Genomic DNA, 23,850 nt, shown 5'->3' with positions numbered 1-23,850 from the left:
CGCGGCCTCACGCGCGCAGCCAGGCGGGGTAGCGCATGTGGCGCCGTCCGACCTCGAGGAACTGTGCGTCGCGCCGTGCCGCCCAGACCGCGGCGGCATGGCCGACCGCCCAGAGGAGCAGCCCGACCACCCAGAGCCGTAAGCCGAGCCCGACCGCTCCGGCGAGCGTGCCGTTGACGATCGCGACCGAACGGGGAGCGCCGCCGAGCAGGATCTGCTCGGTCAGCGCGCGATGGACGGGCGCGAAATAGCCCGGAAGGGCCGCACCGGGATCGAGGGTCTCCATCAGACCAGCGCCCCGCCGCCGAAGCTGAAGAAGCTGAGGAAGAAGGAGCTGGCGGCAAAGGCGATGCTCAGCCCGAACACGATCTGGATGAGCCGGCGGAAGCCGCCCGAGGTCTCACCAAAGGCAAGCGTCAGGCCGGTGACGATGATGATGATCACCGCGATGATCTTGGCGACGGGGCCCTCGATGCTTTCGAGGATCGACTGGAGCGGGCTCTCCCAGGGCATGGACGAGCCCGAGGCGTGCGCCGGACCGGCGGCGAGCGCGAGGATCGCGCAGGTTGCGAAGGCTGCCGCGCGGACGCGGAGGGGGACAAGCGAGCCGTTCATTGGATTTCTCCGTTGCTGAGGGAGTGGAGTCGGTATTCGCCGGAGGCATCGAGACCTTCGACGCGGGCGAGTTCGGCGAGCCGGCGGCCGGTGCCGTCGCGGACCAGCACCGCGATCAGGCCGATGGTCTCGGCGATCAGCGGCCGGGGCACGGTGGTTACGGCTTCCTGGATCAGTTGCTCGAGGCGGCGGAGCGCGCCGAGAGCAGTGCCGGCGTGGATCGTCCCGAAGCCGCCGGGATGGCCGGTGCCCCAGGCCTTGAGCAGATCGAGCGCCTCGGCACCGCGAACCTCGCCGATTGGAATGCGGTCGGGCCGGAGCCGCAGCGAGGAGCGGACGAGGTCGGAGAGGGTGGCCACGCCATCCTTGGTCCGCATCGCGACGAGATTGGGCGCGGTGCACTGGAGCTCGCGCGTGTCCTCGATGAGCACGATGCGGTCGCTGGTCCCGGCGATCTCGGCGAGCAGCGCATTGGTGAGGGTGGTCTTGCCCGTGCCGGTGCCGCCGGCGACGAGGATATTCTCGCGGCCGGCTATCGCCTTGCGCAACGCCGCGCGCTGCAGGCGCGTGATGATGCCCGCTGCGACGTAATCGTCCAGCGTGAACACCGCGACGGCAGGTTTGCGGATCGCAAAGGTGGGGGCGGTGACGACCGGCGGCAACAGGCCCTCGAAGCGCTCGCCGGTCTCCGGCAGTTCGGCAGAGACGCGCGGTGCGCGGGCATGGACCTCGCTGCCGACATGATGCGCGACGAGGCGGATGATGCGTTCGCCGTCGGCTGCCGCGACGCCAATACCCGTGTCGGCCAGGCCGCTGCCCAAGCGATCGATCCAGAGCCGCCCGTCCGGATTGAGCATGATCTCAACGATTCCGGGATCGTCCAGCCAGGCCGCGATCGAGGACCCGAGCGCGGTCCGCAGCATCTTCGCGCCACGGCGGGAGGCCTCTGAACGGGACGGCGTTACGACCACGCGGATCACCCTGTTTGACGGCCGATGCGGCACTGCACCGGCGACAGGGGTGACTAAGGAGGCGCGAAAATCAGGATGCGCAACAGATACTTATCGTCGTAGAGCCATGGCGTAGAAGAAGAAGCCCGAGCGTAGATCGCGTGTTCGCGGAGGCTTTCCCGAACGGCCTTGGAAGCCCGATTGGTTCCGTCTGACCGGCGACTCGGACCACTCCCGGCCACGCGGCATTAGAATACGAACGGCGCGGAGGGGATGTTCGGGATTTGGAGGCGGTCGAGGATCGCGTCAGTGACGACGAGATTGATGCCGGTCGCGGTGAATGGATTGCCGGTTTCGTATATCTTGAAAAAAGCCTGGCGCAGCGCCGGATCACTGCGTCTTTGTCGCGGAAAGCCTGAGCGGACAAACCGCATGGCGCTGCCAGCGAGGAGGTCGGCGGCCTGAAGGCAGCTATCATCGGCAGAGGAGGCGAACCTCATCGTGACGTTACCGCGCAGCTGATAGTCGGCAAACGGCACGACCGGCATCGCGTTCTCAGCCGCAAGCTTCTCCAGCATCGCCTTTCCGTCGCTCAGCACCTTGTCATACTGGAGCTGGATGTCGTGAACGAGCGTGACCCCGTCCAAACCTTGCCGGCGCGACTGGTTGATGCGGCCATAGATATTGGTCAGGGACGAGAGGTTCGGCAGCATCCAGACCTTCTTCCCCGTGACGCTCAGGTCGGGGATCGGAAGAAATTTGCCGACTTTGGCGTCCCCGAGCCGGGCATGGTCGCGTGCATACATCGTGAGCACCTGCAGAGTGCGGGCGACATCCTCATCCGACTCATCCAGGGCATCCCACAGCAGAGTCAGGAGATTCGTCACGTCGCCGAGGGCCTCGGAGCGGCAGGCTCCGATATAGCCGAGCAGGATCGGTTCGAACTCGGATCTGCTCAGGAACTCGGCGAACAGGCTCCTGCTCTCCTGGTCAACATCATCCAGACTGTAGCGCCCGCAGAGCAGGTTATTGACGACGTGAATCGCGATGAAGAAGCGCTTCTCAACAATCTCCACAAAGATGGCGGCCTCATGGACCACGAGCCATTCCATTAGATCACAGGCGAAGGCCGGGAGCTTGGCGCCAAGCGAACTCGATTTGAGTTCACCGGCCCCGCACTGGTGCTTTTCGCGAAGGCGTTCGAGTTCGGCAGCGAGGGCGGATTCGTCGTCGATTCCGACACAGCCAAGCGCGAAAACCGGCTGCCCAGAGAAATCGAGCAAGTTGGCCGAGGCAAGATCTCCCCCATGGCCGCTCTCGTCGAGGAAATAGTGCTTCATGAACCCTCGCGAGAATCGCGCGAATAGACTGCCAGAACCCACCGTGAACCGCCATAGATGGCACGATGCGAATGAATGCCGCGAGGCTGATCTGACGTGACTGGCGAGAATGCAGACCTCAAGCAGATCAACGCGCGGCAGTTTGATCTCTTCGCGCTCTCGCTCGAGCGCGGTCCGAACTTCGGCGACCGGGAAATCTACGATGCCTACAAGACGGCGAAATCCGAGGCGGCAGGCGCGATTCTGATCGACCCTGCGACCTGGACCTTTTCGACCTTGACCCTGAGGCGGCGTGTGGACCACCGATGGGTGCGGACCGATGAGCGCGGCGGCTTCGCAAACCCGGACCTGGCCTTGGCCCATCTGCGGACAAGCTTTCGGATCGGGAAACCACCCGAGCCGCTTCCTTCCGGCGAGCGGAGGCGGCGCCCGCTATGCGAGATCGGTTCGGCCGGCGCCTCGCCTGAATTTGAGCTTCTGTCATCCACGCTGGATCATCTCCCCGCATTGATGGCGGTGGGCGAATGCTATCTGGCGTTGCCAAACCCGGACCCGAATTTCGTCAGCGACTTCCAGACGAACAACTTCGCCTCACGACTGTTCGAGCTCTACCTGCTGGCGTGCTTCCGGGAGCAGGGTATTCGGGTGCGGCAGGACCATGTGTCCCCGGACTTCGAGATCGAACTGGGCGGGGCCAATTGCTGGATCGAGGCCGTGACCGCCAATTCCGCCGAGCCGCGATCCGGTGGCATCGGTCCATGGGTGCACGCGCCGGAGGATCGGGACGAGCGATTGACGGGCGATACCGCCGAGCGCTTCGCCAAGACGCTCAGGGGGAAGCTCCAGCGCAACTATGAGCACATGGCGCACGTACGGGGCCAGCCATTCGCGATTGCCATCGCGGACTTCCACGAGTCCGGCTCAATGGTCTGGAGCCGCGAAGCGCTGCCAACCTATCTGTATGGCTTCAAGGCCTACGTGGAAGGCGAAGGTGCCGATCGCCGTGCCGCAGGCGCGTCGATTTCGCATCTGACAGGAAAGAACCGAATTCCGGCAGGCCTCTTTCGCGATCCGGCCAACGCCCATCTGTCGGGTGTGTTGTTCAGCAATGCCGCCACCCTGTCCAAGTTCAACCGGATGGGGTTTCTCGCCGGCTGGCAACCGCCCGGCCTCGACATGGTTCGGCAGGGGATCCTGTTCGATCGAACGCCCGGTGCGGTCGACGCGATCCCGTTCGCTTTGTCGATCTCCAGCCCAGACTATGAAGCGCTCTGGCCGTTTGGCGAAGCATGGTGTCAGGAACTCGAATTCTTTCACAATCCGCTCGCGAGCAATCCCATACCGTTCGACCTCATCCCCGGCGCGACCCATTGGTTCGAGCAGGACGGCGAGATCCAATGCAACACGATCTGGGAGAACACTGTTCTCGCGTCGGTGACGGACCTCGGCGCCAGCAAGCGCCGGTAGGTTTTTCAGTCGCGGCCTTCACCCGGAGGGGGTTCGACATCTTCTACGATCTCGTTCTTCAGCCTCGGCCCGAACTCCATGCGGCGATTGAGCGTCTCGACGAAGCGCTCCCAGCGCTCCTTGCCCATCGCCTGTGCCGCCGGAAGCGCGGTGTCCGGTAGCGGCGGATTGTTGACCAGCCAGAAGCGTATGAAGAGCGCCAGCGTCTCGTTGGTCAGCTCGACATGCCAGGCGAGCTTTTCCGCCTGGCGCGAGAGCCGGTCCAGCCGCCGGCTCAGCACGGCCTCGAGATGCTCGGCGCTGTCGCCCGACAGGAAGGAGGCAAGTGCGGTCTCGACCACCAGTGCCTGCGTGACACGTTTGCGCGCGGCATAGTCGGCCAACTCGGAAGACAGCGCCGGGGGCAGCCGAAAGGTGTGCTTGATGCGCAGGCCGGTCACAGCACGATCCCGTCGCCGGGGTCGAGCGACGCCTGTCGCGCGTTGCCCCGCATCCGATCCTGCAGACGCCGGGCAGCGGCGGCATCGTCGCTTGAGCCATCGTCAAACTCGAACTCCCCAGCCGGCGGCGGGGGGCGCGCGACGATCTCCTGCTCTTCCGGCAGTTCGGGTTCGCGGCGGATGCCGCCATTTGCCGGATCGCCGTCTTCGTCGACGCCACCAACTGGCGCGTGGGACCGGGCTGGTATCGGCAGGTTCGTCCAGTCATTCGCGCGCGGCTCCGATGCGGGCATGTCCTTCGGCGGATCCTGGATGCGCGAGGCAAGGCGCCGATCGCGATAATAGCGGACCTTTCGTGCGCGGATCGGATGCACGCCGGCGATCATCACGATCTCGTCGTCGGGCGGCAACTGCATGATCTCGCCCGGCGTGAGCAGCGCGCGAGCGGTTTCGGTGCGCGATACCATCAGGTGCCCGAGCCATGGCGAGAGGCGATGTCCGGCATAGTTCTTCATCGCGCGCATCTCGGTCGCGGTGCCGAGCGCGTCGGAGATACGCTTGGCGGTGCGCTCGTCATTGGTCGCGAAGCTCACGCGCACATGGCAATTGTCGAGGATCGCATTGTTGGCGCCGTAGGCCTTCTCGATCTGGTTGAGCGATTGGGCGATGAGGAAGGCCTTGAGACCGTAGCCGGCCATGAAGGCCAGCGCGGACTCGAAGAAGTCGAGACGGCCAAGCGCAGGAAATTCGTCGAGCATCAGCAGCACCCGGTGCCGCCTGGCAGCGGGACGCAGTTCCTCGGTCAGCCGCCGGCCGATCTGATTGAGTAGCAACCGGATTAGCGGCTTGGTCCGGCTGATGTCCGACGGCGGCACGACGAGGTACAAGGTGACCGGTTCCTCGGCATCGACCAGGTCGGCGATCCCCCAGCTCGACGCGCTCGTCACCTTGGCCACTACCGGATCGCGGTAGAGCCCCAGAAAGGACATGGCGGTCGACAGCACGCCGGAGCGCTCATTCTCCGATTTGTTGAGCAGCTCGCGCGCGGCCGAGGCGACGACCGGATGGACGCCGGCTTCGCCGAGATGCCGGGTCGACATCATCGCCGCCAGGGTTGCCTCGATCGGGCGCCGCGGATCGGAGAGGAAGGCGGCGACTCCCGCGAGCGTCTTGTCGGGCTCGGCATAGAGGACGTGGAGGATCGCGCCGACGAGCAGCGCGTGGCTGGTCTTTTCCCAGTGGTTGCGCCGCTCGAGCGACCCTTCCGGATCGACCAGCACATCGGCGACATTCTGCACGTCGCGGACCTCCCATTCGCCGCGGCGCACCTCGAGCAGCGGATTGTAGGCCGCCGAGGCGGCGTTGGTCGGGTCGAACAGCAAGACCTTGCCGACCCGCGCGCGGAAGCCGGCAGTCAGCGTCCAGTTCTCGCCTTTGATGTCATGGACAATCGCCGAGCCCGCCCAGGTCAGCAGCGACGGGATGACCAGGCCGACGCCCTTACCCGAGCGGGTCGGCGCGAAGCAGAGGATGTGCTCGGGACCATCGTGGCGGAGATAGTCGCCCCGCAACTCGCCGAGCACGACGCCGTCCTGCCCGAGCAGCCCCGCGGCAGCGACTTCACTCGGGCTTGCCCAGCGCGCCGATCCATAGGTCTCGGCCACTTTCAACTCGCGGGCGCGCCAGACCGACATGGCGATCGCGACCACCACTGCGGCGATCCCGCCCGAAGCGGCGATGAACGCGCCGCGGGTGAAGATCTCGGGCGCATAGGCATCGTAGCTGAACCACCACCAGAAAAAGGCCGGCGGCGGATAGAGGGGATAGTCGCGCACGAAGAACCAGGGTGGCCCGAGCGCTGCCTGATAGCCGAGCGCATGGGCCGTCCACTGGGTCGCGCCCCAGACCGTGCCGAGCACGATGAGCAGCACGATCGTCACCTGGCCCCAGAGGATCCGGGAGGATTGCATGGGGGCTCTCCTAAATGCCCAGGCCGCGGCTGCGGCCGATGGTCCAGTCCATGCCGCCGGGGGTCAGCGTGCCGGCGACCGTGCTCCCGAGCTGGCGATCGAGTGCCGGCCGCCAGGGCACGAGCTGGAAGCCGAGCCCGTCGTCGATCATCGCGAACCGGCCGGAGGCGAGTGTCACCCGCTCGCGATAGGTGCCGGCGATCCGCGATCCCGGCTGCGCCTCATGGGCGACGAGCCCGGTCCGCTCGGCGATGCGCGCCGCCGCTTCGCGCAGGTCTGCCGAGCGGAGGGTCTCGATGAGGTTGGGCGCGAGGACGATGCGCCCGGCCCGGCGGGTGGCGAGCCCCTGACCGATCAGATGCTCCTTGCGGGCGGCGATTGCGTCGCGAACCTCGCCGCCGAATCCCTGATCGGCGAGGCCGGACGGCCCGCCGAGCAATTGCCGGTCGAGCCAGGTGGCGCCGCGTGCCCGAACCTGTCGATCCAGCGGCAGATCGCTCCGCACCGCAAGCACCGATCGGTCGGCGCCGCGCGCGTCCCGCCATCGCCGCAGCTCGACGATCGCGCCAGGGCTCGCGTCGCCGGTCAGTTCGAGGTCGGCGAAGCGGAGATGATGGTGGCGGCCATCGATCCCGTCGACGATGGCATAAGCAGTGCCGGCGAGTTCGTCGTGCAGCCCGCGCGCGACAAGGCGGCCGACGACCGGCTCGGATGCGTGCGAACCGTGGATCGCCAGCCCGCTTTCCTGGATGGCGTGGCCGGCGTCGCGCATCGCGCGGTGGATCGTCCTGATGATGTCGCCACGATCACCGAGCTCGCGGAGGGTCTGTTCCAGCGCGGGCCTGAGGATCCAGCGCGCCGGACCGGCGGGCGTCGCCAGCCCGAGCCGCTCGAGCGTCTGCGCGCGGCCGGTCAGCAGCAGGTCGCGCCGGCCGGGCGCGGCAACTCCCTGGTGCCGCAGGTCGACCGCGCCATCGTGGTCGGCGCGTGCGACGAGACCGCGGTCGAGACTGGTCCATCGCTCGGCCTCGACCTCGCGCGCAAGCGACTGGTCGATCTCGCGCGCCGAGCGCGGACCCAGTTCGAGGGTGGCACGAGCCTCGGCGCGATCGCGGAGCCCGTGCGCTATGTAGCCGCGATCGATCACCAGATCGGCCCCGTCGGCCGCGACGCCGCGGACCAGGACATGGACACGCGGATTGTCGGTATTCCAATGATCGGCCGCGAGCCAGTCAAGACGCGTGCCGAGGTCACGCGCGGCGTCGTCCATCAGCTCGCGCGTGAACGCCCGAAGATCGGCGAGCTCGGCGCCATCTTCGGGCGAGACGATGAAGCGGAAGTGATGGCGGTCATCGCCGCAGCGTGTCGCAAACGCATTGCCGTCAGCCTGATCCGAACGCGCATCGAACAGCGAGGCGTCGCGCCCGTCGCGGGTGACGCCGTCGCGCTCGAGATAGGCGATGTGGCGGGCGAGCGGCGCGGCGCGGAAGCGGGCGCCGTGATGGCGCACGATCCGGGCCTTGATCACGACGCGCCGCGAAGCGGACGGGCGCCGCCCGGTCAGCGCCGCCGCACGACCGCGGCCAAGCCACCCAGTGCCGCAGCCGCCTCTCGGACTGCGCCGTGCGAAGCCGGCACGTGCTGCGGCGCGCCGGACCTGGGCCGCAAGGCTCTGCGCCCGGAGCTTGCCCGAGCCGCGGCTCCGGGGCTTGCCAGGCCGGACGCGGAACGAGTCATCGTCCCGGGTCACCAACCCGCTCCGCAGGTGGGAGCCAGCGCCGGATGTGTTGAAATCGTTGGGGAAATTCGGGAGAGCGACGGCAGGGCACCTACGGCGACGGCGCAAATTCGCCAATCGCCACAACCATTTGCCCGCCGACCGACGGCGGCGCTTTTATCTCGCCATCGCCTCTTTCCTTCCCAAGCCTGCCGATCCGCCCCGATCGGAGGACCCAGGCGCCAGGGCAATGACGCGCGAAGCCAGGTCATTGCCGAGCGCCGGTCCGGGCCACGAAGATCGCGTCCGCCGGCGATCGCGATGGTCGCGCTTCGCTCTTTTCATTCGGCGCGGCTGGCGGTGCTGATGGCGCGTGGCCCACGGGCTCGGACGCCGACTCGACACGCCCCACGAACAAGTCGCCGCGCATCCACGCATCGGGATCGGGTGCAACCGGCGATTGAACGGCCACGTCGCCGAGCGGCGCCGAGGACAGTCTGGCGACATAGGCGAGCGTCTCTGCCGGCAGCCGCCGCGCGCCCCGGAGATACGCTTCGTAGCGGCCGGGACCTGCATTATAGGCGGCAAGGAAGCCCGGATCGCCGTAGCGATCGAGCAGTTCGCGGAGATAAGCGGTGCCGGCGGTGATGTTGTCGCAAGGATCGAAAGGGTCGGCGCCCAGCGCATAGCGAAGGCGCAGTTCCGCCCAGGTGCCCGGCATCAATTGCATCAGCCCCATCGCGCCTTTGGGCGACACCGCGCGCACCATGAAGTTGCTTTCGGCGGCGATCACCGAGTGGATCAGGCCTTGGGAAATCGCGAAGCGGGCGGAGGCGCGCGCGATCGCATCGGCGAGCGTAATGGCCGGCCCGCAGTGCGCAGCGAGCGGCCGGGACTGCGCAGACGCGTCGCGTGCGAATCCGCCCGCGGCGACCGCGCAGGCGAGCGCGAATCCGCAGGCCAGCGTGCGCCGCATCACGCTTCGCTGCTGTCGCGGCGGCGCTGGGGGCGTTGCCAGAAGAGCAGATGCGGCTGTCCCTCGGTGCCCGGGCGGAAGAGATTGGCACGGATCGGACGCGGGAATTGCGGGTCGTCGATGACGACCGCAACATAGGCGCCGGCGCGTTCGCCGGTGCGCTTCCATGCCGCGCCGACCTCTGGTCCGTCGGCATCCTCGTCGGCATGCACCCGGTAGTCGGGCGCGTTCCTGCTCTCGCTCGGCGCCGCGGGAACGAGGGTCAATGCCACATCGATTCCAAGCGTCACCAGCCGCCCGGAAAAGCCGTCGCCGCGCACATGAAATTCACCGATCTTGATCATCTCGAAGGTCCTTTCGTCTCCGGATTGGGAGCGGGTTGCCCGCTGGTCCGCGCAGCTTCGGGCGCTTCGCCGGCGGTGCCGGGGAGCCACAAAGGCGTCAGGATCGCGGTGATCGAGCGGGCGGGAACCGGCCCGAAATAGCGCCCGTCGAAGCTGTCGGCGGATGCAGAATTAAGGAGCAGTACCTCGCCGCCCAGCAGCGTCCAGCAGCCGGACCAGACGGGCAAAGGGCGGCCGATCCGGTCCTGCGAGCGCGCCTCCGCGACCGGCGTCCCGTCGATCGAGACGCGCGCGCCGGATCGGCAGACCGTCTGTCCCGCCGTCGCCGCGACGTGCTTCAGCATGGGCACGCGGAGCGGCAAATAGCCCCGTTCCGCCATCAGCCGTGCGACCGCCGCGGGCGCATGCGCGGCGACAAGGTCGCCCCGGCGCATGCCGTCCGGCGAGCGCGCCGCGTAGAGCCCAATCGGCACGCTGGCGCTCGCATTCCAGACGAGTCGCGGCGCGGGACGGACCAGGGCCGGCGCGACGACGGCGCCAATGGCGCAATAGCCGGCGACGAGGATCGTGAAGCGTTTCATGCGCCGAGTTCCCGGCGCAGCAGCCAGGCGCGATGCCGGTCGCGCGAATAGGCGCGGGGGCGATGGCCGGCGATCAGGCGGTTGTGCGCATGGCGCCAATAATCGTGCGACACAGCGGCTGGATCGATGCCGAGATCCTCGACGGCATCGATCGTCGCGAGGCCGGCGCGCACGCGCGGCCAGCCGCCAAGATGCAGCAGCAACTCGCCGCCGGGGGTGACGCAGGGCAGCGTCGAATAGCCCTCGTCGGGACCGACGGCGCGCACGATGTCGAGCCGCGACAGCGTCGTGCCGTAATCGTTCGAAGCCCAGCGCACGAAGGCGAACACGCTGTTCGGCGCGAAGGTGAGCAGGCGGCGCCGACGATCCAGAACCTGGTCGAGGATCGGCGTTCCGAAGCGAATCCAGCGCTCGGTCGCCTGCTCGATCCAGGTCAGCTCGACCGTGGTTGTCCCCGTCGCGGGAGAGCGTTGTACCGGTGCGGGGACAACGCCGCGCGCAGCAGCAAGGCCGGAACCGCCGCTCATCGCCGCACCGCGCCTTTGCGCTCGAGCAAGGCGGGATCGATTGGCTTGGCCGGATGGACGGTTCCCACACCGCGATCCGAAGTCGAGCGGCGAACGCCCTGCTCGGCCCAGCTGACCAGATCCTCGACGGCATAGACGACCCGCGCGCCGAGCTTGCGGTAGACGGGGCCGGTGCCATAGCAGCGATGCTTCTCGAGCGTGCGCGCGGAGAGGCCGAGCAGCAGTGCGGCATCGGGTGTGCGCAGCAGTCGCTGGGCGGGTTCGGCGGTCATCGAGGCTCTCCGGGCGATGGCCCGGCAAGCGCGGCGGGCCCGTTCCAATCACGGGCCTGCAATGGCGGTCGCAGGCGGGGCCAAGGGAGCGGCCGAACCCGGTCCCCCGATTATGTCGCCCTCAGGGTTTGAGCAGGCCGCGATAGCCGCCGGCGGCGAGATGCCGGGCCTCGGCGAGCAGGCGCTGGACGCGCCGCCGCTCGCCTGTCGACTTCCATGCGGCCGCGTCGGTTCCCGCCAGCCAAGGATAGACGATCCCAGTGCCGATCTCGCGATTGCCGGCACCCGCGAGCGATGCGTCGAGGACGCGCAGGAGCAGCGCCAATCGCTGGCGCTGAAGCACGCTTGGGCGAAGCGCCGAGGCGGGCTCGGCAACCGCCAGGCCTGCGATCATCCGCCGTGCCGCATCGCACGCAGCGGCGCGAAGCGCATCGCCGAGCGGCGGCAGGAGGATCGCCAAGCGCGCGTCCGGCTCGGGCGCCAACAGGCGCAAACGATGACGCACGCCGTCGCGATCGACGACAATGTTGCGCGCATGGTCGTCGCCGAATTCCGCGCAGGGCCGCATATCAGGAAGCGGCGCGGCATCTGAAAGGTGCGGCGCCGGCGCGAGCGAGACGATTTGCGAGGCCGCCTCCGCGCGCCAGATCGCAGGGGCCGCGCGCGCCGAACGCGCGGGATCGAACAACGTGCAGAGGCCCCAGCGGCGCGCGTCGTCGCGCACTCCCGCATTCGCCCCCGCCGCGCCCAGCCGTGCCCAGCCGGCGCGATAGGCCGCATTCCGCCGCAGGAACTCCTGCGCGAAATCGGCGCGATCGTGCTTCGCGACGCCGGCGGATTGCGCCGGTAAAGGCGGGCAGATGGCGACGGTAAGCGCTCCGGACCGGGACAATTCCCGGCGCGAGGCTCGCCAACCGCGGGGCAGCCTCGAAGACCCGAACTCGCCGCACCCTTGCGCGCGCGAGGGGACAGCGGAGCCGATCGGACAGAGCATGCGAAAGGCGCCCCGCCGGTCGGCGGGGCGCCTTGGTTCGGATCAGTCGTTGCTGGCGCGGCGCGGGCGCGACCAGATCAGGCTGTGGGTGTCGCCGCCTTCGTCGGCGAAGAGGTTGGCGTAAATGGGAGCGGTGAAGCTGGGATCGTCGAGCTTGACCGCGAGATAGTCGCGCTGCTCGGCGGAGGTCTTGGCCCAGGCGGCGCCGATCTCCGCGCGGCCGACATAGACCCGGTGGGTGGGCGCATTCTCGTTCGGGCGATTGTCTTCCGGAACGATCCGGACGCCCTTGGCCTGGACGCTGAGAGTCACGATCGAGCCCTGGAATTCCTCGCCGACCTTCTTGAAGCTGCCGATGTTCGCCATGTTCCTATCCTTCGATTTCTCGAGCCGCCCGATGCGGTCTCGATGGCGTCGAACGGCCGGTTGCGATGCCGCCGCAGCGTCAGCCCGCAGCAAAGCGGAGGACTGCGAAGCGGAGTTTCTTGCCTCGCGAGGAATGGGCGCCAGCCCAGGGGAAGAAAGTTCGAAGGCAGCAGTTGCGGCAAGGCATTCGAGGCGCAGCCGTCATCCGGCCAGACCGCCATGTACCGAGACCCCGCGCGGCTCGGATCAAAGGACGGACCGGCGAAAGGATCAGCATGAAGGCAAAGAGGTGCTCAGGCGACCTGACCGATCAGCGCCATGCCGGGCACGCCGCATCCGGATATCGCCATGGGAGATGCGCTGCCTCATCGATCCCGGCACCGGACCCGGGACGCGGGCTACAACCGCCGAAAGCAGCGTCAACTTCGCGTCTGCCGATCCCTCAGCATCCGCTTCCCGGCACCGCCGCCCTAACGGGAAGCGGGAACCGGCCGCAGCTTGAACGCGCATGCATCCGGCAGAATCCCGACCCGAACCCGGTGCGCCGCCGATCGCGGAGCGCCGGGCGCGTCCGATCGGCGATGTTCACCGTCGCAGGCGGGCAGCCGCCGTGCAGCGCCCAACAAATAGGCACTCTCGCCGACGGCCGGCCGGCAGGGCGGCGTGCGCGCGGGCCTGTGGGCCAGCCGCCGACCTGACCCCCGGCCGTGCGAGTGTGCGACGCGGCAAACCAAGGCGCGCGACCTCTGGCGGCTCCGCAGGCGCCGCCAGTGTGCGCTCCAATGATCCCCGCGTTCCGCTTCATCATCAACGTTTAGCCGAGGTCGCCTGTGAGATTGCCAAGTGCGCTGCGCCGCGTGATGCCCGATCTGAGCTGAGAACCCGTGCTACCCGGGCCTATATTGGTCACATCCGCGCCGCCCGGTCACTTCATCATCCAAGAAGGCGGACCCTCGCGGAGGCGCACGGCGGCGAAGCTGCTCCGCGCGCGATCAGCGCGCGAACGGATCATATTCGCGGACGATCGATGCAGGATCGCCATCATATTCCTCTGCCTCGGCGACGCCGAAATCGCGACCTTCGGTGCGGAATACCACGACGATCTTCATGAGCGTATGCGCGAGGTTCCAGGCGTTCTTCTGAGCGAGGATGAGCGGCATTTCGATGCTCCTGTCCGGGAGCGGGGACCGCCCCCGCTCGACAGGCGCCCGAAGTGTTCGGCGCACGGCCGCAATCACCGCGCAGGTGCAGCCAAGCGGCCGCACGCGAAGCGTAAGCGGACCCTTTACGGGTTGATGGCGTCAGGCCGCGGGCCGGACCAAGGAAGTGCCTCAAAGAGCGTGGGTGGATCTCGCGCAGGACGGCCCGAAGGATCAGCTAGGGCCGATGGGCTACTTTCGGACTGGCCGCTATTAGCGACATCGGAGGTTCGTCGACGCAGCCGCTCGAATTGAGAGGCTCCGTCGAAGCCGAACGCTGGTGTGCCCGATGAAGCGCTTAACCAATGCCGCGCGACACAGGACCAGCGCCTTCGCGTTGAAGGCGACCTACGCGTTATCATTTACCTACATAAATCTATGTGATATGGCACATAAAATCCTGTGAGCAGACGAGCATGCCGTACGCAGAATTTATGGCAGAGCTGTCGAAAATCGGCTTGAGCGTGCGAGCGTTCGCCGAGCTGATCGGGATGAATCCCAATTCGATCTCCAACTATGCGCGCACGGGCGAACTGCCCTCGCATCTGGCACTTATCGTTGTGCTGATGGTCGGTGTGAGCGAGCTCGGCGGAGACTTTCGGCAGGTGCTTTCGAAGGTGGCGCTGACGATGAAGAAGCCACGGGGCGGTGCGCGCCGGGGGCATTTCGGGGGCGATCGCCAGACCAGCATGGACTTGCGCCAGTGAGCTCCCCCGGTGGCCGGCCCGCGCTTGTCGACAATCTCCTGCCGTTCGGCGCGCAGGCCGACGATCTGCGCTTGTTCGACGCCGATGGACCTGGCTTGCTACCTTATGCGACGTTGCTCTCGGCGCGCGCGGCAGGTGATGACGTGCTGGCGAATATCGCGGCTGTTTACGAGTGGCAGGACGCCCCACTGATCTTCCTCATCGATGCCGACGACGTGGCAAATGACGAGCAATTGCATCGCATCCGGCGCCTCCTCGCCATGCGCGGCGATGCGCCCTATGTGGGCCTCGTCGGACCGGGCCAACTGCTCGTGTATCATCTGGCACTCGACAGCAAGGCGCCGGAACAAGCGCGTGTCGAACTCGACCCGTCCACGCAGGCCCGCGGCACCACCTTCGCGCAATTGGCCAATAAGCGTCCCGACGCCGAGCGGAAGAAGACCGATTGGATCTCTGACGTCGTCCTTAATCTTCTGACGGGCTCGATAGACACCCTGATTTCGAAGCACCGCATCGCGGATGAAGATGCGATTTCGTTGGTGGGACGGGCCCTGTTCACGCGCTTCATGGCGGATCGAGGTCTGTTGCCCTCGAGGATGGCAAGCGCAGCCGCCTCCCTTTTCGATGATGCCGACCGCGCCAAAGCTACATCGACTTGGCTCGACGACACGTTCAACGGCGACCTACTTCCGCTCAGCGAAGGTCTATTCGCACGCTTGGACAGGGCAAGCTGCCATGTGCTTGGTAACGTGCTGCGGCGAGCAAATGGCGATCAGTTGTTCCTCGGCTGGGAAGAGCGCTGGGACAATCTTGATTTCGCGCACATTCCCGTCGGCGTGCTCAGCCAAGCTTATGAGCTTTATCTGCGCAATCACGCTCCGGCACGGCAGCGCCGTCAAGGCGGCTTCTATACGCCGCGTCCAATCGCCGACCTGCTCGTGCGCGCCTCGTTTCGCGCGCTGAACCGGCAGGAGCCGGTGCGTGCGTCCCGAATCCTCGACCCGGCGGCCGGTGCTGGAGTCTTCCTGCTGACGGCTTTCCGAGAGCTGGTCGCAGCGCATTGGCGAATGACCGGCGTGCGCCCGGATACCGCGACGCTGCGCAATATCCTTTATCATCAAGTATGCGGGTTCGACATTGACGAGGCCGCGCTGCGGTTCGCGGAACTCGGACTGTATCTGATCTCGATTGAACTCGATCCCGATCCCCGCCCTGCAGAGAAACTCCGGTTTAAGGAGTTGCGCGGAACCGTGCTGCGGCTGCTCAACACGCATGAGGGGATCGGCGGAGACTTGGGCAGTTTAGGCCCCCTCGTCGGCAACGAACATAACAGCGCCTACGATCTCGTCGTGGGTAACCCCCCTTGGTCGAGCGGCACCGGCCTCCGCGATTGGAACCTCGTTACCACGACCGTCTCGCAGATCGCAAAATCGCGAGAGGTCATCGGGTCGGCCCCTGTCCCCAACGAAGTCCTCGATCTCCCGTTCGTCTGGCGGGCGATGGAATGGGCGAAGCCCGGTGGGCAGATTTCTTTCGCGCTTCACGCCCGCCTGCTCTTTCAGCAGGGTGATGGGATGGATGAGGCGCGGCTGGCGCTGTTTCAAGCACTTGATGTCACTTCGATCATTAATGGTACCGATTTGCGCCAGACGAAGGTCTGGCCAGAGATCGCGGCGCCTTTCTGCCTCCTGATCGCGACCAACCGCCTACCATCGTCGAGCGGGGGCTTCCGCCTCATCAGCCCGAGGGTGGAACGGTCGCTTAACGCCAGCGGCGTGATGAGGGTCGACGCCATTAATGCGGAAATCGTCTCCGTCCACGAGCTCGCCGAGACACCCGAGGTGCTGAAAATCCTGTTCCGCGGCAGCAAGGCCGACCTCGGTATTCTGCGGCGCATCCGCAGCCAGGGTCACAGGACGCTGGAGACATTCTGGCGCGAGACTTTCGGCCTCGTAGATGGTCGAAATCTGCGAGGAAGTGGCAATGGATACCAGCGGCTACGCCCGAGCAGTAGGCCGGTCCGCGGCGGCGACGGACTGCCTGGTTACGACGCCTCATCGCTTCACGGGCTGCCGGAAATAACAGCGGGCACGTTCACGCCGATTATGATCGACGCGCAGCAGCTCAAGCCGTTCTCGCATCAGCGGGTCCACCGGCTGCGCGCGCGCGAGCTGTTCAACGGCCCACTGGTTGTCGTCCACAAGTCTCCGCCGGTCAGCTCGGGGAGGATAGGCGTTGCCATCTCGACGACTGACGCGATCTTCAACGAGACCTTCTACGGCTATAGCCCGCCTGATTGCGCCGATGCGACGGAGCTCACCCACTATCTGGCGCTAGTGCTCGGTAGCCGGTTGGTGACCTGGTTCGCGCTAGTGACGAGCGGCGAATTCGGCTTTGAGCGAGAGGTCGTCGAGAAGGTCATCGTCGATCACGTGCCACTGCCTGAATATCGTGACCTTACGTCCACGCAGCGAGAAGAAGTCCGCGCTCTCTACACGGACCTGAGCGCGGGGCTGTGCAGCTGGGACGCGGTCGATGACTGGGTCGCCGAGCTTTACGGGCTGAGCGAGCGTGACCTCCAGGTGATCTCCGACACGCTCGAGTTCAACTTACCATTTTCGACGAACCGGCGCGAGGCCGAGCGGCCGCCATCGACCGATGAACAGTCACTCTTTTGCGACATCCTGCTCGGCGAATTACGTCCTTGGACCGACCGGTTCGGTACGTCGGTCCAAGTCCGCGCCGTGTCGCAGCCGGCGACATCCCCATGGCAGGCATTGGAAATCAGTGTCGGCGATGATCACGAAGAGTCCAGCATCGGCTGGGAGGGTCTGTTGCAGGTCGCCGATCACGCAGCGGCGACGGAGATACTCTTGAGGCAAACCTCGGGGCTGCGCATCGGGCGCCTTGCGCAGCGCCGCTATTGGAGCGTAACCCAGGCCAGACTGCTCGCCCAGCGGATCGGTTGGTCCCATCTCGACCTGCTGCAGGGCAGAGTCGAGGGATGAGCCAGGCGTTGCACGCACGGCCCGATCAGATCGACGCGCTGACGAGAGGCGTCACCTTGCCGCTCGCCGCGCTGCAAAGCGTACATCTCGAGATTATCGCCGAACGCCTGCGTATTGCCTTCGCGGCGGTGGCGACTCAGGCGCCGAAGACACTGACGTCCGGCAGCGAGGGGGAGGTCACGGCGCTCCTTCAAGCGAGACTCAACGCGATGATCGATGACGACCCTCTATGGGGGCAGCTGGTGCTGTGCGCGGCGCGTGGAGCCGAGACACCGAGCTATTCGGGAGGGAGAATCGAAAAGCGTCCCGATCTCTCGCTCTGGCTTACGAACCGGAACCGTAATTTCCCGCTAGTCGTAGAAGCAAAGATCATTGATGCACCGGCCAAAAAGACCATTGGTCTCTATTGTTCCAAGGGCCTCCAACGCTTCATTGACGGCGAATACGCTTGGGGCTGTGGCGAAGCGTTCATGCTTGCGTACGTTCGGGATGGAGCGACGACAACCGGAGTGTTGAGCCCGTTCCTGACCAAGGCGAAGAGCCTGAAAAAGCCGAAATACGCGATCGAAGACATGCCGCAGCCGATCGGCTCAAATGGTGCGGACCTTGCCAGATCTCGTCACACCCGGAACTTCGCCTATTTCGGTAGCACCACTGGCCCCGGCCCAATCGCGATCTGGCATCTCTGGCTGTCATGACCACAATGCCGACTTCTTCTCTACACGCGCCGCTTCATGCCGCCGCAGCGTGGCGGCGGCCACGTCAGTTGCGGCGCGGGTGGGCCAGCGCTAAGCGGTGCTGCATGTCAAGCGACCTACTCAATCCCGAAAAGGCACTCATCTTCCGGATCGTTCACAAAGATAATATCGGCAAGGTGCTGAGCGACGGCTGTCATTGCCGAAGCACGACCGATGGAGCCCGCTACGTTGAAATCGGCAATCAGGAACTAATTCACAAGCGAACGACGCGGAAGGTCCCTTGCGGCCCGGGCGGCACGCTCGCCGACTACGTACCGTTCTACTTCACGCCTTATTCGCCGATGTTGTACAACATCAAGACGGGATACGGTGTCCCTCAAAAGCCGCTGCGAGACATCGTCATCCTCGTTTCATCTCTGAGGACGCTGCGGAAGCAGAGCGTCGATTTCGTGTTCAGCGATCGACACGCATATCTGAAGACGGCGCAATTTTCCGACGACCTCGGTGATCTGGACTGGATTATCTGGCCTGTGTTGCAGGCACGAGATTTCAGGAAAGACGACATCGACAAATTCGAGAAATATCAGGCCGAGGCACTGGTCTACAAGCACGTGCCCGTGCATGCCCTTGTTGGCATAGTCTGCTATGATGCCGCCATGCGCGACTGGGTCGAGGAACTCGCAGCCGCTCGTCATGCCGATGTCAAAGTCCGCGCTCGGAACAGTTGGTACCTATGACAATCACCTTCACGCAAGGAAACCTCCTCGATGCCGAGGCTGAGGCGCTGGTCAACACCGTCAACACAGTTGGCGTGATGGGCAAGGGCGTCGCGCTTATGTTCAAAGAGGCATACCCGGAGAACTTCAAGGAGTATGAGGCTGCCGCGCGCGCCAAGAGCCTGCATGTCGGCAAAATGTTCGTAACTCGCCGCGACGCTTTTATCGGCCCGAAGTGGATCGTGAACTTCCCCACCAAGGCTCATTGGCGATATCCGTCACGGATCGAATGGATTGAGCAAGGGCTGGAAGACCTTCTCCAGTTCATTTCCGAGAATAAGGTCCGCTCGATCGCACTGCCGCCGCTCGGTGCCGGCAATGGTGGGCTCGACTGGAATGAGGTACGCGCGTTGATGGCCGAGAAGCTCGGCAAGCTCGATGCCGTGTCGGTGCTGATCTACGAGCCGACCCGGCAATATCAAAATGTCGCAAAGCGAAGCGGCGTCGAGAAATTGACGCCGGCGCGCGCGGCGATCGCGGAGCTGGTGCGGCGATACGCCATCTTGGGCATCGAATGCTCGCTGCTCGAAGTACAGAAGCTCGGATATTTCCTTGAGCGGTTCAGCGGCAAGCTTGGTCTGCCACCCTTCGAATTCGAGTTTGGGGCCAATCGCTACGGCCCCTACTCCGAGAAGATGCGTCATATGTTGAACGGGCTGGACGGAAGTTACCTGCACAGCGACAAGCGGCTGGCGGATGCGGGTCCGTTTGAAGCGATCCGGTTCGACGAAGCGCGCCGTGAGGCTGTCACCTTGTACATGAAGACGGAGGGGAAAACCCATTGGTCGGCTGTGCAAGCGACCTCCGACCTTATCGACGGGTTCGAGTCTCCACTAGGTATGGAGTTGCTCGCGACTGTCGACTGGCTCTGCCAGATGGGTGTCGAGGCGAATGTCGAACCGATCCGGGCTGCGCTGGCGAGCTGGCCAGGGGGCCAAGCATCGGCCGAGCGGAAGCTGAAGCTGTTCGACGACCGCATCATCGTGATCGCCATCGATGCTCTGAAGACGGCGGGCCTCGTCCACTAAATCCAGCAGGATTGCCGGAGCGTACTTGGCTCTTGATGCCACGCCGGGCGTTTCCCGCTCAATCGCGAGACTGACGACTTCCCGCTCTCACCGCGCTGGCCGGAGCTCAAGTACCGCATTCCCTTTTGTGGAAGCCATTCTGTTGTGACCGGAAAAATGGCAGGTTCTGGCCATCCTCATTTGGCTGCGGAATGACTGGGTTTAAGGCGCATAGCTGCCACGGTTCGCACTGGTAGAGGCAACGTCAGTGAGGATGCACATCGAACTTCAGCCCTTCGAGCCGCTCAATACAAAGGTGCTCAACGACATTTCGAAGCCGCGTCACTGCTGATGAAAGCGCATCCAAGTCGTCCACACCAATTTCGTAGCTTGGCGAGTAGCGGGCTTCGACATAGGCGCGCTTGAGGAGCTCAAATCGCCGACGATCAGCGCGGGTCTCCCGCGGCCACGGATCGATAAGTCTCGATTCCTTGTCCTCGGCGAGGGATCGAAGAAATTTGATATTATGAGAACGCGGGAAGTACAGCGTCCAAACCAATAGAAAGCACGCGTAGCTGGTTTCAGTTGCTTGATGAAGATTGAAGGCTGCCTTCTTACGCCAACTACCCACATCGCCTTTAGCGATCGCGACGGAAGCCAATTCGATCCACTCATCGACCGACGTAAGTTGTTCGTTGTAGTATCGAGACGCCATTGAATAGGCGTCCAAGGCGGTAAGAGGCTTAGGCGTTGCAAGCGCGTGGTTGGGGAGCTCGTACAGCACCACCCCATCCCGCACGATATCGACCCAGAAATACTCACCCCGCTGGAGCGCTTTGTTCACCTCGTCGAGCGTGTGGACGATGATATTGACGGGCCTCTGCACGGCGGGGTCGTGCTGGATCTTGTCCTCGGCGATGTACCAATAGCCAGCGACGTCAGTCAGGTCCTCGTGGCTGACGATCACGAGCAGGTCGAAGTCCGACTGATAGCCGTTCTCGGGCTCGTCGACCCAGTCGTCGCGCGCATAGCTGCCGAACAGAATGATCTTGAGGATCTTGCCGTTCTTCTTCCACGGCTGCGTGGAGGTCGAGATCGCGTTGGCGAACTCGTCCATCAGCGTCTGGCGCACGCGCGCCAGTTCGGCCTGCTGGGCTTCGGGGAGATGGTCGAGGTCGACACGCATGGTCAAAGCCTAGCGGGCGGCGCGGCCATGCTCAACGCGCCTGATCATAATCGGCCAAATGCCGGATCGCGCTTGCCATGCGGTCCTCGACCTGTTGCACGGTCAGGCAGAGCCTGTCGGCGATCTGGCGGTAATCGAGTGCGTCGAACCTGGCGAGTTCGAACACGCGGCGGTCCGCCTCGGGCATGCAGTCGAGGGCGCGGCGCAGGCGGATCAGCTCAGATGTCATGATCGATCTCCGTCTCTTGCCGGCCGGAAGCGGGCGGCAGGGACCAAGCCGGACCCGCGCCACGAGGCGGACCGCACCGGCGGGCCGGAACGAAGTGAAGGACGCGGCAGCATGCCGCGTTGCGGTCCGGCGGCGCGGGTCCAAAGGCTGGCCCGCCCGCTCACGCGCCGGGATCGGCGGCAGCGATCAGCGCCGTCGCCGGTCGATGACGGCGATGCCCGCTGCGCGCGCCTTGTCGAACAGATTGTCCTGGATGCCGCCACCGGGGAAGATGATGATGCCGCGCGGCATGATCGACAGCACCTTGTCGTTGCGCTTGAACGGCGCGGCAGCCCGGCTGTGCTTGGTGAAGTCCGGAGCGAAGGGGACTTGCGGGACATCGCGCTGCGCCGCCCAGAGGGCCGCGATGCGTTCGGCACCGGTACGCGACGCGCCGTGCAGCAGCACCATCTGCGGATTGCGGGCGTGGACCTCGTCGAGGATACGCCAGATCTCGTGATGGTCGTTGTAGTCGGCACCGCCGCTGACATAGATCCGCTCGCCCGGCGGAAGGAGCAACTGACTGTCGGTCCAGCGGCGGCCGTTCACGAATTCGCGGCTCTCGATCACTGCGGCGGTCATCGCACGGCGGTTGAGCATCGAGCCCGAGCGCGGCAGCCAGGCCTTGCGGAGATAGTGGCGGAACTGCTCGGCAAAGGCTTCGCGGAATGCTTCCATGGCATCGCGTCGTTCGATCATGGTGCGCCCTTCGGCGATCAACGTCTCGAGCTCGACCGACTTGACCTCGCTGCCGTCTTGCTCGCGCTGGAGGCGGCGCTGCGCGTGCTCGTTGGCGTCGAGCTCGCGCTCGATCCGCTCGCCCGCGCGGTGGAAGACGTTGGTGAACCCCCAGAGCAGGTCTTCCATGTCGGGCTCGAGCCTGGTGTCGGCGAGGCAGGCAACCATCGCGTCGAAGCTGTCGGCAGCGGCGGCCTCGACGAGGCGTCCTTCGGGCAAAGGCCGCGGATCGAGCTCGTCGTCAAAGGGCGTGCGTCCATAGAGTTCGAGCTCCTGGAGCATGTCTGCCAGCGGCGATTGCTCGGGCGCGTCGTTGGTTCGATCGAGGGTCATGGGTCGTCTCCGCTTGTCGACCGCGCACTCGCGGCCTTCACGGCGACACGAGGCGGCGGGCGGCGCGGGCGCGCACCTCCAGCGAAGCGTCCGGCGCCGCAGCGCCGGGGGGCCGGAGCGTAGCGGAGGACGGCGAAGCCCGGCTATTTTGGCTCGCGATGCAAAGCGGGCGCTCAAGCCCGCGGCGGAAAATAGCCGAGCGCAGCCGTTGCGCGCCCGCGCCGCTTGCCGACCCGTCGCCCTCTCGGAAGGCCAATGCGCGGACTCCGGCTGCGAAGGCTGGCCTTGGCGGTGAGGTCGAGACGACTGCGCCGTCAAAGGAACGCGGCATAATCCTCGGTCCGCAACTGGGGACGCAGCCGTTCTGCGAGCTTCCCGGTTCCGGATGCGCACAGGTCGGCGTTGAAGTCGTCGAGCACTGACTCCAGCGGCAGGAGCTCGATGCCTGCCGCAGTGGCCCGCGTCACGAGCGTGCCAAAGGCAGCGCGGCCGGCGCCATCCTCCTCGCGTGCGACATAGAGACGGCGCAAAGGCGGGGGAAAGCGGATCGCGGCGAGGTGCGCGGCCGACAGGGCGGCGATCATAGGCAAGCGCGGCATCGCCATGCGCAGCGACAGGACGGTCTCGATGCCTTCGCCGGCGACCATGACCGGGCCCGCGGCACCAAAGCGGACACCATGCCCGAGTAACTTGCCCATGGCGCGGCGCGGAACCGCCACCGGCGCCTTGCCGCAGCCGCTGCAGTCGAGCCAGGTGCGATGTACGCCCATGATCGCGCCGTCGAGGTCCGTAACGGCGGCGATGAGGGCAGGCATGGCGGCAGGCGTGGATGCGACATCGTCGCGGTCGGGGCGGTACCAGCACGCGGCATGAAAGCGCAGCCACCGCTCGGTTCGAACGCCGGTGATGCCTCGGGAGAACAGGTAGCGTTCGGCAAGCGTCGCCCCGATCGGCCGCGATGCCGCGAACAGCCTGCGGGCCGCGTGCGGCGAACCGACAGGCGCGGGCGCGTCGTCGATCATCTCGGGAACCTCGCTCCCGGGCAATGCGAGAAAGCGCTGCGCCTCGTCGAGCGTGTCGGCGAGACGGCAATGCCCGCAGTTGAGCGCCAGCAGATCGAGCAGGTCGCCGTGCCCGCCGGTCGCGGCATCGGTCCATTTGCCGGCGGCGCCGCGACCATGGTCGGGACCCTTCAGGCGCACATAAAGGCTGCGCCCGGCCGAGCCCAGCGCGTCGCCCACGATCCAGTAGCGGCCCTCGCGACGACCGGCAGGGAGGTAGTGGCGGCACACGGCTTCGGCATTGCGCGCGAGCCGGCGCGAGAGATCCGACGCTGCCGACATCACTGGCCTCCAGGAAAAGAAAATGGGA

Annotated in this window: 25 protein-coding genes; 6 read left to right on the top strand and 19 right to left on the bottom strand. The window is 65.7% G+C overall.

The window, feature by feature from the left end:
- Positions 1-7: 7 nt before the first annotated feature.
- The 4 genes from FBR43_RS12360 to FBR43_RS12345 all read right to left on the bottom strand — a co-directional run bounded on the left by FBR43_RS12360 (position 8) and on the right by FBR43_RS12345 (position 2,905).
- Positions 8-286 carry a VirB3 family type IV secretion system protein gene (locus FBR43_RS12360; RefSeq protein ID WP_136943398.1) on the bottom strand — a complete coding sequence of 93 codons (279 nt, stop codon included), beginning with the start codon at positions 284-286 and terminating at the stop codon, positions 8-10.
- Positions 286-615: a TrbC/VirB2 family protein gene (locus tag FBR43_RS12355; RefSeq protein WP_136943397.1), complete on the bottom strand. Its 330-nt coding sequence runs from the start codon at positions 613-615 to the stop codon at positions 286-288. Before FBR43_RS12355 ends, FBR43_RS12360 begins: the two co-directional genes overlap by 1 nt.
- On the bottom strand, positions 612-1,538 hold the full coding sequence (gene trbB / locus FBR43_RS12350) for a P-type conjugative transfer ATPase TrbB (RefSeq protein ID WP_136944206.1): 927 nt from the start codon (positions 1,536-1,538) through the stop codon (positions 612-614). Before trbB ends, FBR43_RS12355 begins: the two co-directional genes overlap by 4 nt.
- A 275-nt stretch (positions 1,539-1,813) precedes the next feature.
- The gene (locus tag FBR43_RS12345; protein WP_136943396.1) at positions 1,814-2,905 is read right to left on the bottom strand and encodes a DUF3800 domain-containing protein; all 1,092 of its coding nucleotides are present in this window, start codon (positions 2,903-2,905) and stop codon (positions 1,814-1,816) included.
- Positions 2,906-3,001: 96 nt separating this feature from the next.
- Here FBR43_RS12345 and FBR43_RS12340 point away from each other — a divergent pair, with 96 nt between their 5' ends.
- On the top strand, positions 3,002-4,372 hold the full coding sequence (locus FBR43_RS12340) for a hypothetical protein (protein WP_136943395.1): 1,371 nt from the start codon (positions 3,002-3,004) through the stop codon (positions 4,370-4,372).
- 5 nt (positions 4,373-4,377) lie between these two features.
- Here the strand turns inward: FBR43_RS12340 and FBR43_RS12335 are convergent, their stop codons facing one another.
- The 11 genes from FBR43_RS12335 to FBR43_RS16220 form a co-directional block, all read right to left on the bottom strand.
- Positions 4,378-4,812, bottom strand: a complete 435-nt coding sequence (locus FBR43_RS12335) for a CopG family transcriptional regulator (protein ID WP_136943394.1) — start codon at positions 4,810-4,812, stop codon at positions 4,378-4,380.
- Complete coding sequence (locus FBR43_RS12330; protein WP_136943393.1) at positions 4,809-6,782, bottom strand: conjugal transfer protein TraG; 1,974 nt, start codon at positions 6,780-6,782, stop codon at positions 4,809-4,811. The genes FBR43_RS12335 and FBR43_RS12330 overlap by 4 nt, the downstream gene beginning before the upstream one ends.
- A 10-nt stretch (positions 6,783-6,792) precedes the next feature.
- A complete protein-coding gene (locus tag FBR43_RS12325) occupies positions 6,793-8,532 on the bottom strand; it encodes a relaxase/mobilization nuclease domain-containing protein (RefSeq protein WP_136943392.1) in 1,740 nt (579 codons plus the stop codon).
- Between the two features lie 235 nt (positions 8,533-8,767).
- A complete protein-coding gene (locus tag FBR43_RS12320) occupies positions 8,768-9,475 on the bottom strand; it encodes a lytic transglycosylase domain-containing protein (RefSeq protein ID WP_136943391.1) in 708 nt (235 codons plus the stop codon).
- Positions 9,475-9,819 carry a DUF736 domain-containing protein gene (locus FBR43_RS12315; RefSeq protein ID WP_136943390.1) on the bottom strand — a complete coding sequence of 115 codons (345 nt, stop codon included), beginning with the start codon at positions 9,817-9,819 and terminating at the stop codon, positions 9,475-9,477. Before FBR43_RS12315 ends, FBR43_RS12320 begins: the two co-directional genes overlap by 1 nt.
- Complete coding sequence (locus tag FBR43_RS12310; protein WP_136943389.1) at positions 9,816-10,400, bottom strand: S26 family signal peptidase; 585 nt, start codon at positions 10,398-10,400, stop codon at positions 9,816-9,818. Before FBR43_RS12310 ends, FBR43_RS12315 begins: the two co-directional genes overlap by 4 nt.
- Positions 10,397-10,927, bottom strand: coding sequence for a DUF2840 domain-containing protein (locus FBR43_RS12305; protein ID WP_136943388.1), 531 nt, complete (start codon positions 10,925-10,927; stop codon positions 10,397-10,399). The genes FBR43_RS12310 and FBR43_RS12305 overlap by 4 nt, the downstream gene beginning before the upstream one ends.
- A complete protein-coding gene (locus tag FBR43_RS12300; RefSeq protein WP_136943387.1) occupies positions 10,924-11,199 on the bottom strand; it encodes a helix-turn-helix transcriptional regulator in 276 nt (91 codons plus the stop codon). Before FBR43_RS12300 ends, FBR43_RS12305 begins: the two co-directional genes overlap by 4 nt.
- Positions 11,200-11,320: 121 nt before the next feature.
- Positions 11,321-12,193 carry a DNA -binding domain-containing protein gene (locus FBR43_RS12295; protein WP_136943386.1) on the bottom strand — a complete coding sequence of 291 codons (873 nt, stop codon included), beginning with the start codon at positions 12,191-12,193 and terminating at the stop codon, positions 11,321-11,323.
- A gap of 42 nt (positions 12,194-12,235) precedes the next feature.
- Complete coding sequence (locus tag FBR43_RS12290; protein WP_136943385.1) at positions 12,236-12,559, bottom strand: DUF736 domain-containing protein; 324 nt, start codon at positions 12,557-12,559, stop codon at positions 12,236-12,238.
- A gap of 992 nt (positions 12,560-13,551) precedes the next feature.
- Positions 13,552-13,719, bottom strand: coding sequence for a hypothetical protein (locus FBR43_RS16220; protein ID WP_169542600.1), 168 nt, complete (start codon positions 13,717-13,719; stop codon positions 13,552-13,554).
- A 473-nt stretch (positions 13,720-14,192) separates the two neighbouring features.
- Between FBR43_RS16220 and FBR43_RS12285 the strand changes: the two genes are divergently transcribed.
- From FBR43_RS12285 to darG, 5 genes are all read left to right on the top strand, one after another.
- Complete coding sequence (locus tag FBR43_RS12285) at positions 14,193-14,465, top strand: XRE family transcriptional regulator (RefSeq protein WP_249276578.1); 273 nt, start codon at positions 14,193-14,195, stop codon at positions 14,463-14,465.
- On the top strand, positions 14,462-17,473 hold the full coding sequence (locus tag FBR43_RS12280; protein ID WP_249276577.1) for an HsdM family class I SAM-dependent methyltransferase: 3,012 nt from the start codon (positions 14,462-14,464) through the stop codon (positions 17,471-17,473). The genes FBR43_RS12285 and FBR43_RS12280 overlap by 4 nt, the downstream gene beginning before the upstream one ends.
- Positions 17,470-18,171, top strand: a complete 702-nt coding sequence (locus tag FBR43_RS12275; RefSeq protein WP_249276576.1) for a hypothetical protein — start codon at positions 17,470-17,472, stop codon at positions 18,169-18,171. The genes FBR43_RS12280 and FBR43_RS12275 overlap by 4 nt, the downstream gene beginning before the upstream one ends.
- A 104-nt stretch (positions 18,172-18,275) precedes the next feature.
- A complete protein-coding gene (darT, locus tag FBR43_RS12270; protein WP_136943383.1) occupies positions 18,276-18,908 on the top strand; it encodes a type II toxin-antitoxin system toxin DNA ADP-ribosyl transferase DarT in 633 nt (210 codons plus the stop codon).
- Positions 18,905-19,975, top strand: coding sequence for a type II toxin-antitoxin system antitoxin DNA ADP-ribosyl glycohydrolase DarG (gene darG, locus FBR43_RS12265; RefSeq protein ID WP_136943382.1), 1,071 nt, complete (start codon positions 18,905-18,907; stop codon positions 19,973-19,975). The genes darT and darG overlap by 4 nt, the downstream gene beginning before the upstream one ends.
- 244 nt (positions 19,976-20,219) lie before the next feature.
- Here darG and FBR43_RS12260 read toward each other — a convergent pair whose 3' ends face one another.
- From FBR43_RS12260 to FBR43_RS12245, 4 genes are all read right to left on the bottom strand, one after another.
- Positions 20,220-21,140, bottom strand: a complete 921-nt coding sequence (locus tag FBR43_RS12260; RefSeq protein ID WP_136943381.1) for a HEPN domain-containing protein — start codon at positions 21,138-21,140, stop codon at positions 20,220-20,222.
- Positions 21,141-21,171: 31 nt separating this feature from the next.
- Positions 21,172-21,369 (bottom strand): sigma factor-like helix-turn-helix DNA-binding protein, encoded by a 198-nt coding sequence (locus FBR43_RS12255; protein ID WP_136943380.1) that lies wholly within the window; start codon positions 21,367-21,369, stop codon positions 21,172-21,174.
- 186 nt (positions 21,370-21,555) lie between these two features.
- A complete protein-coding gene (locus FBR43_RS12250) occupies positions 21,556-22,479 on the bottom strand; it encodes a DUF2493 domain-containing protein (protein WP_136943379.1) in 924 nt (307 codons plus the stop codon).
- 314 nt (positions 22,480-22,793) lie between these two features.
- Positions 22,794-23,822, bottom strand: coding sequence for a DUF7146 domain-containing protein (locus FBR43_RS12245; protein WP_136943378.1), 1,029 nt, complete (start codon positions 23,820-23,822; stop codon positions 22,794-22,796).
- Between the last annotated feature and the right edge of the window lie 28 nt (positions 23,823-23,850).

It is taken from the genome of Sphingomonas baiyangensis (assembly GCF_005144715.1).
In the GTDB taxonomy this organism is placed as follows: Bacteria; Pseudomonadota; Alphaproteobacteria; order Sphingomonadales; family Sphingomonadaceae; genus Sphingomonas; species Sphingomonas baiyangensis.
This window is presented reverse-complemented; position numbering and strand designations above follow the sequence as displayed.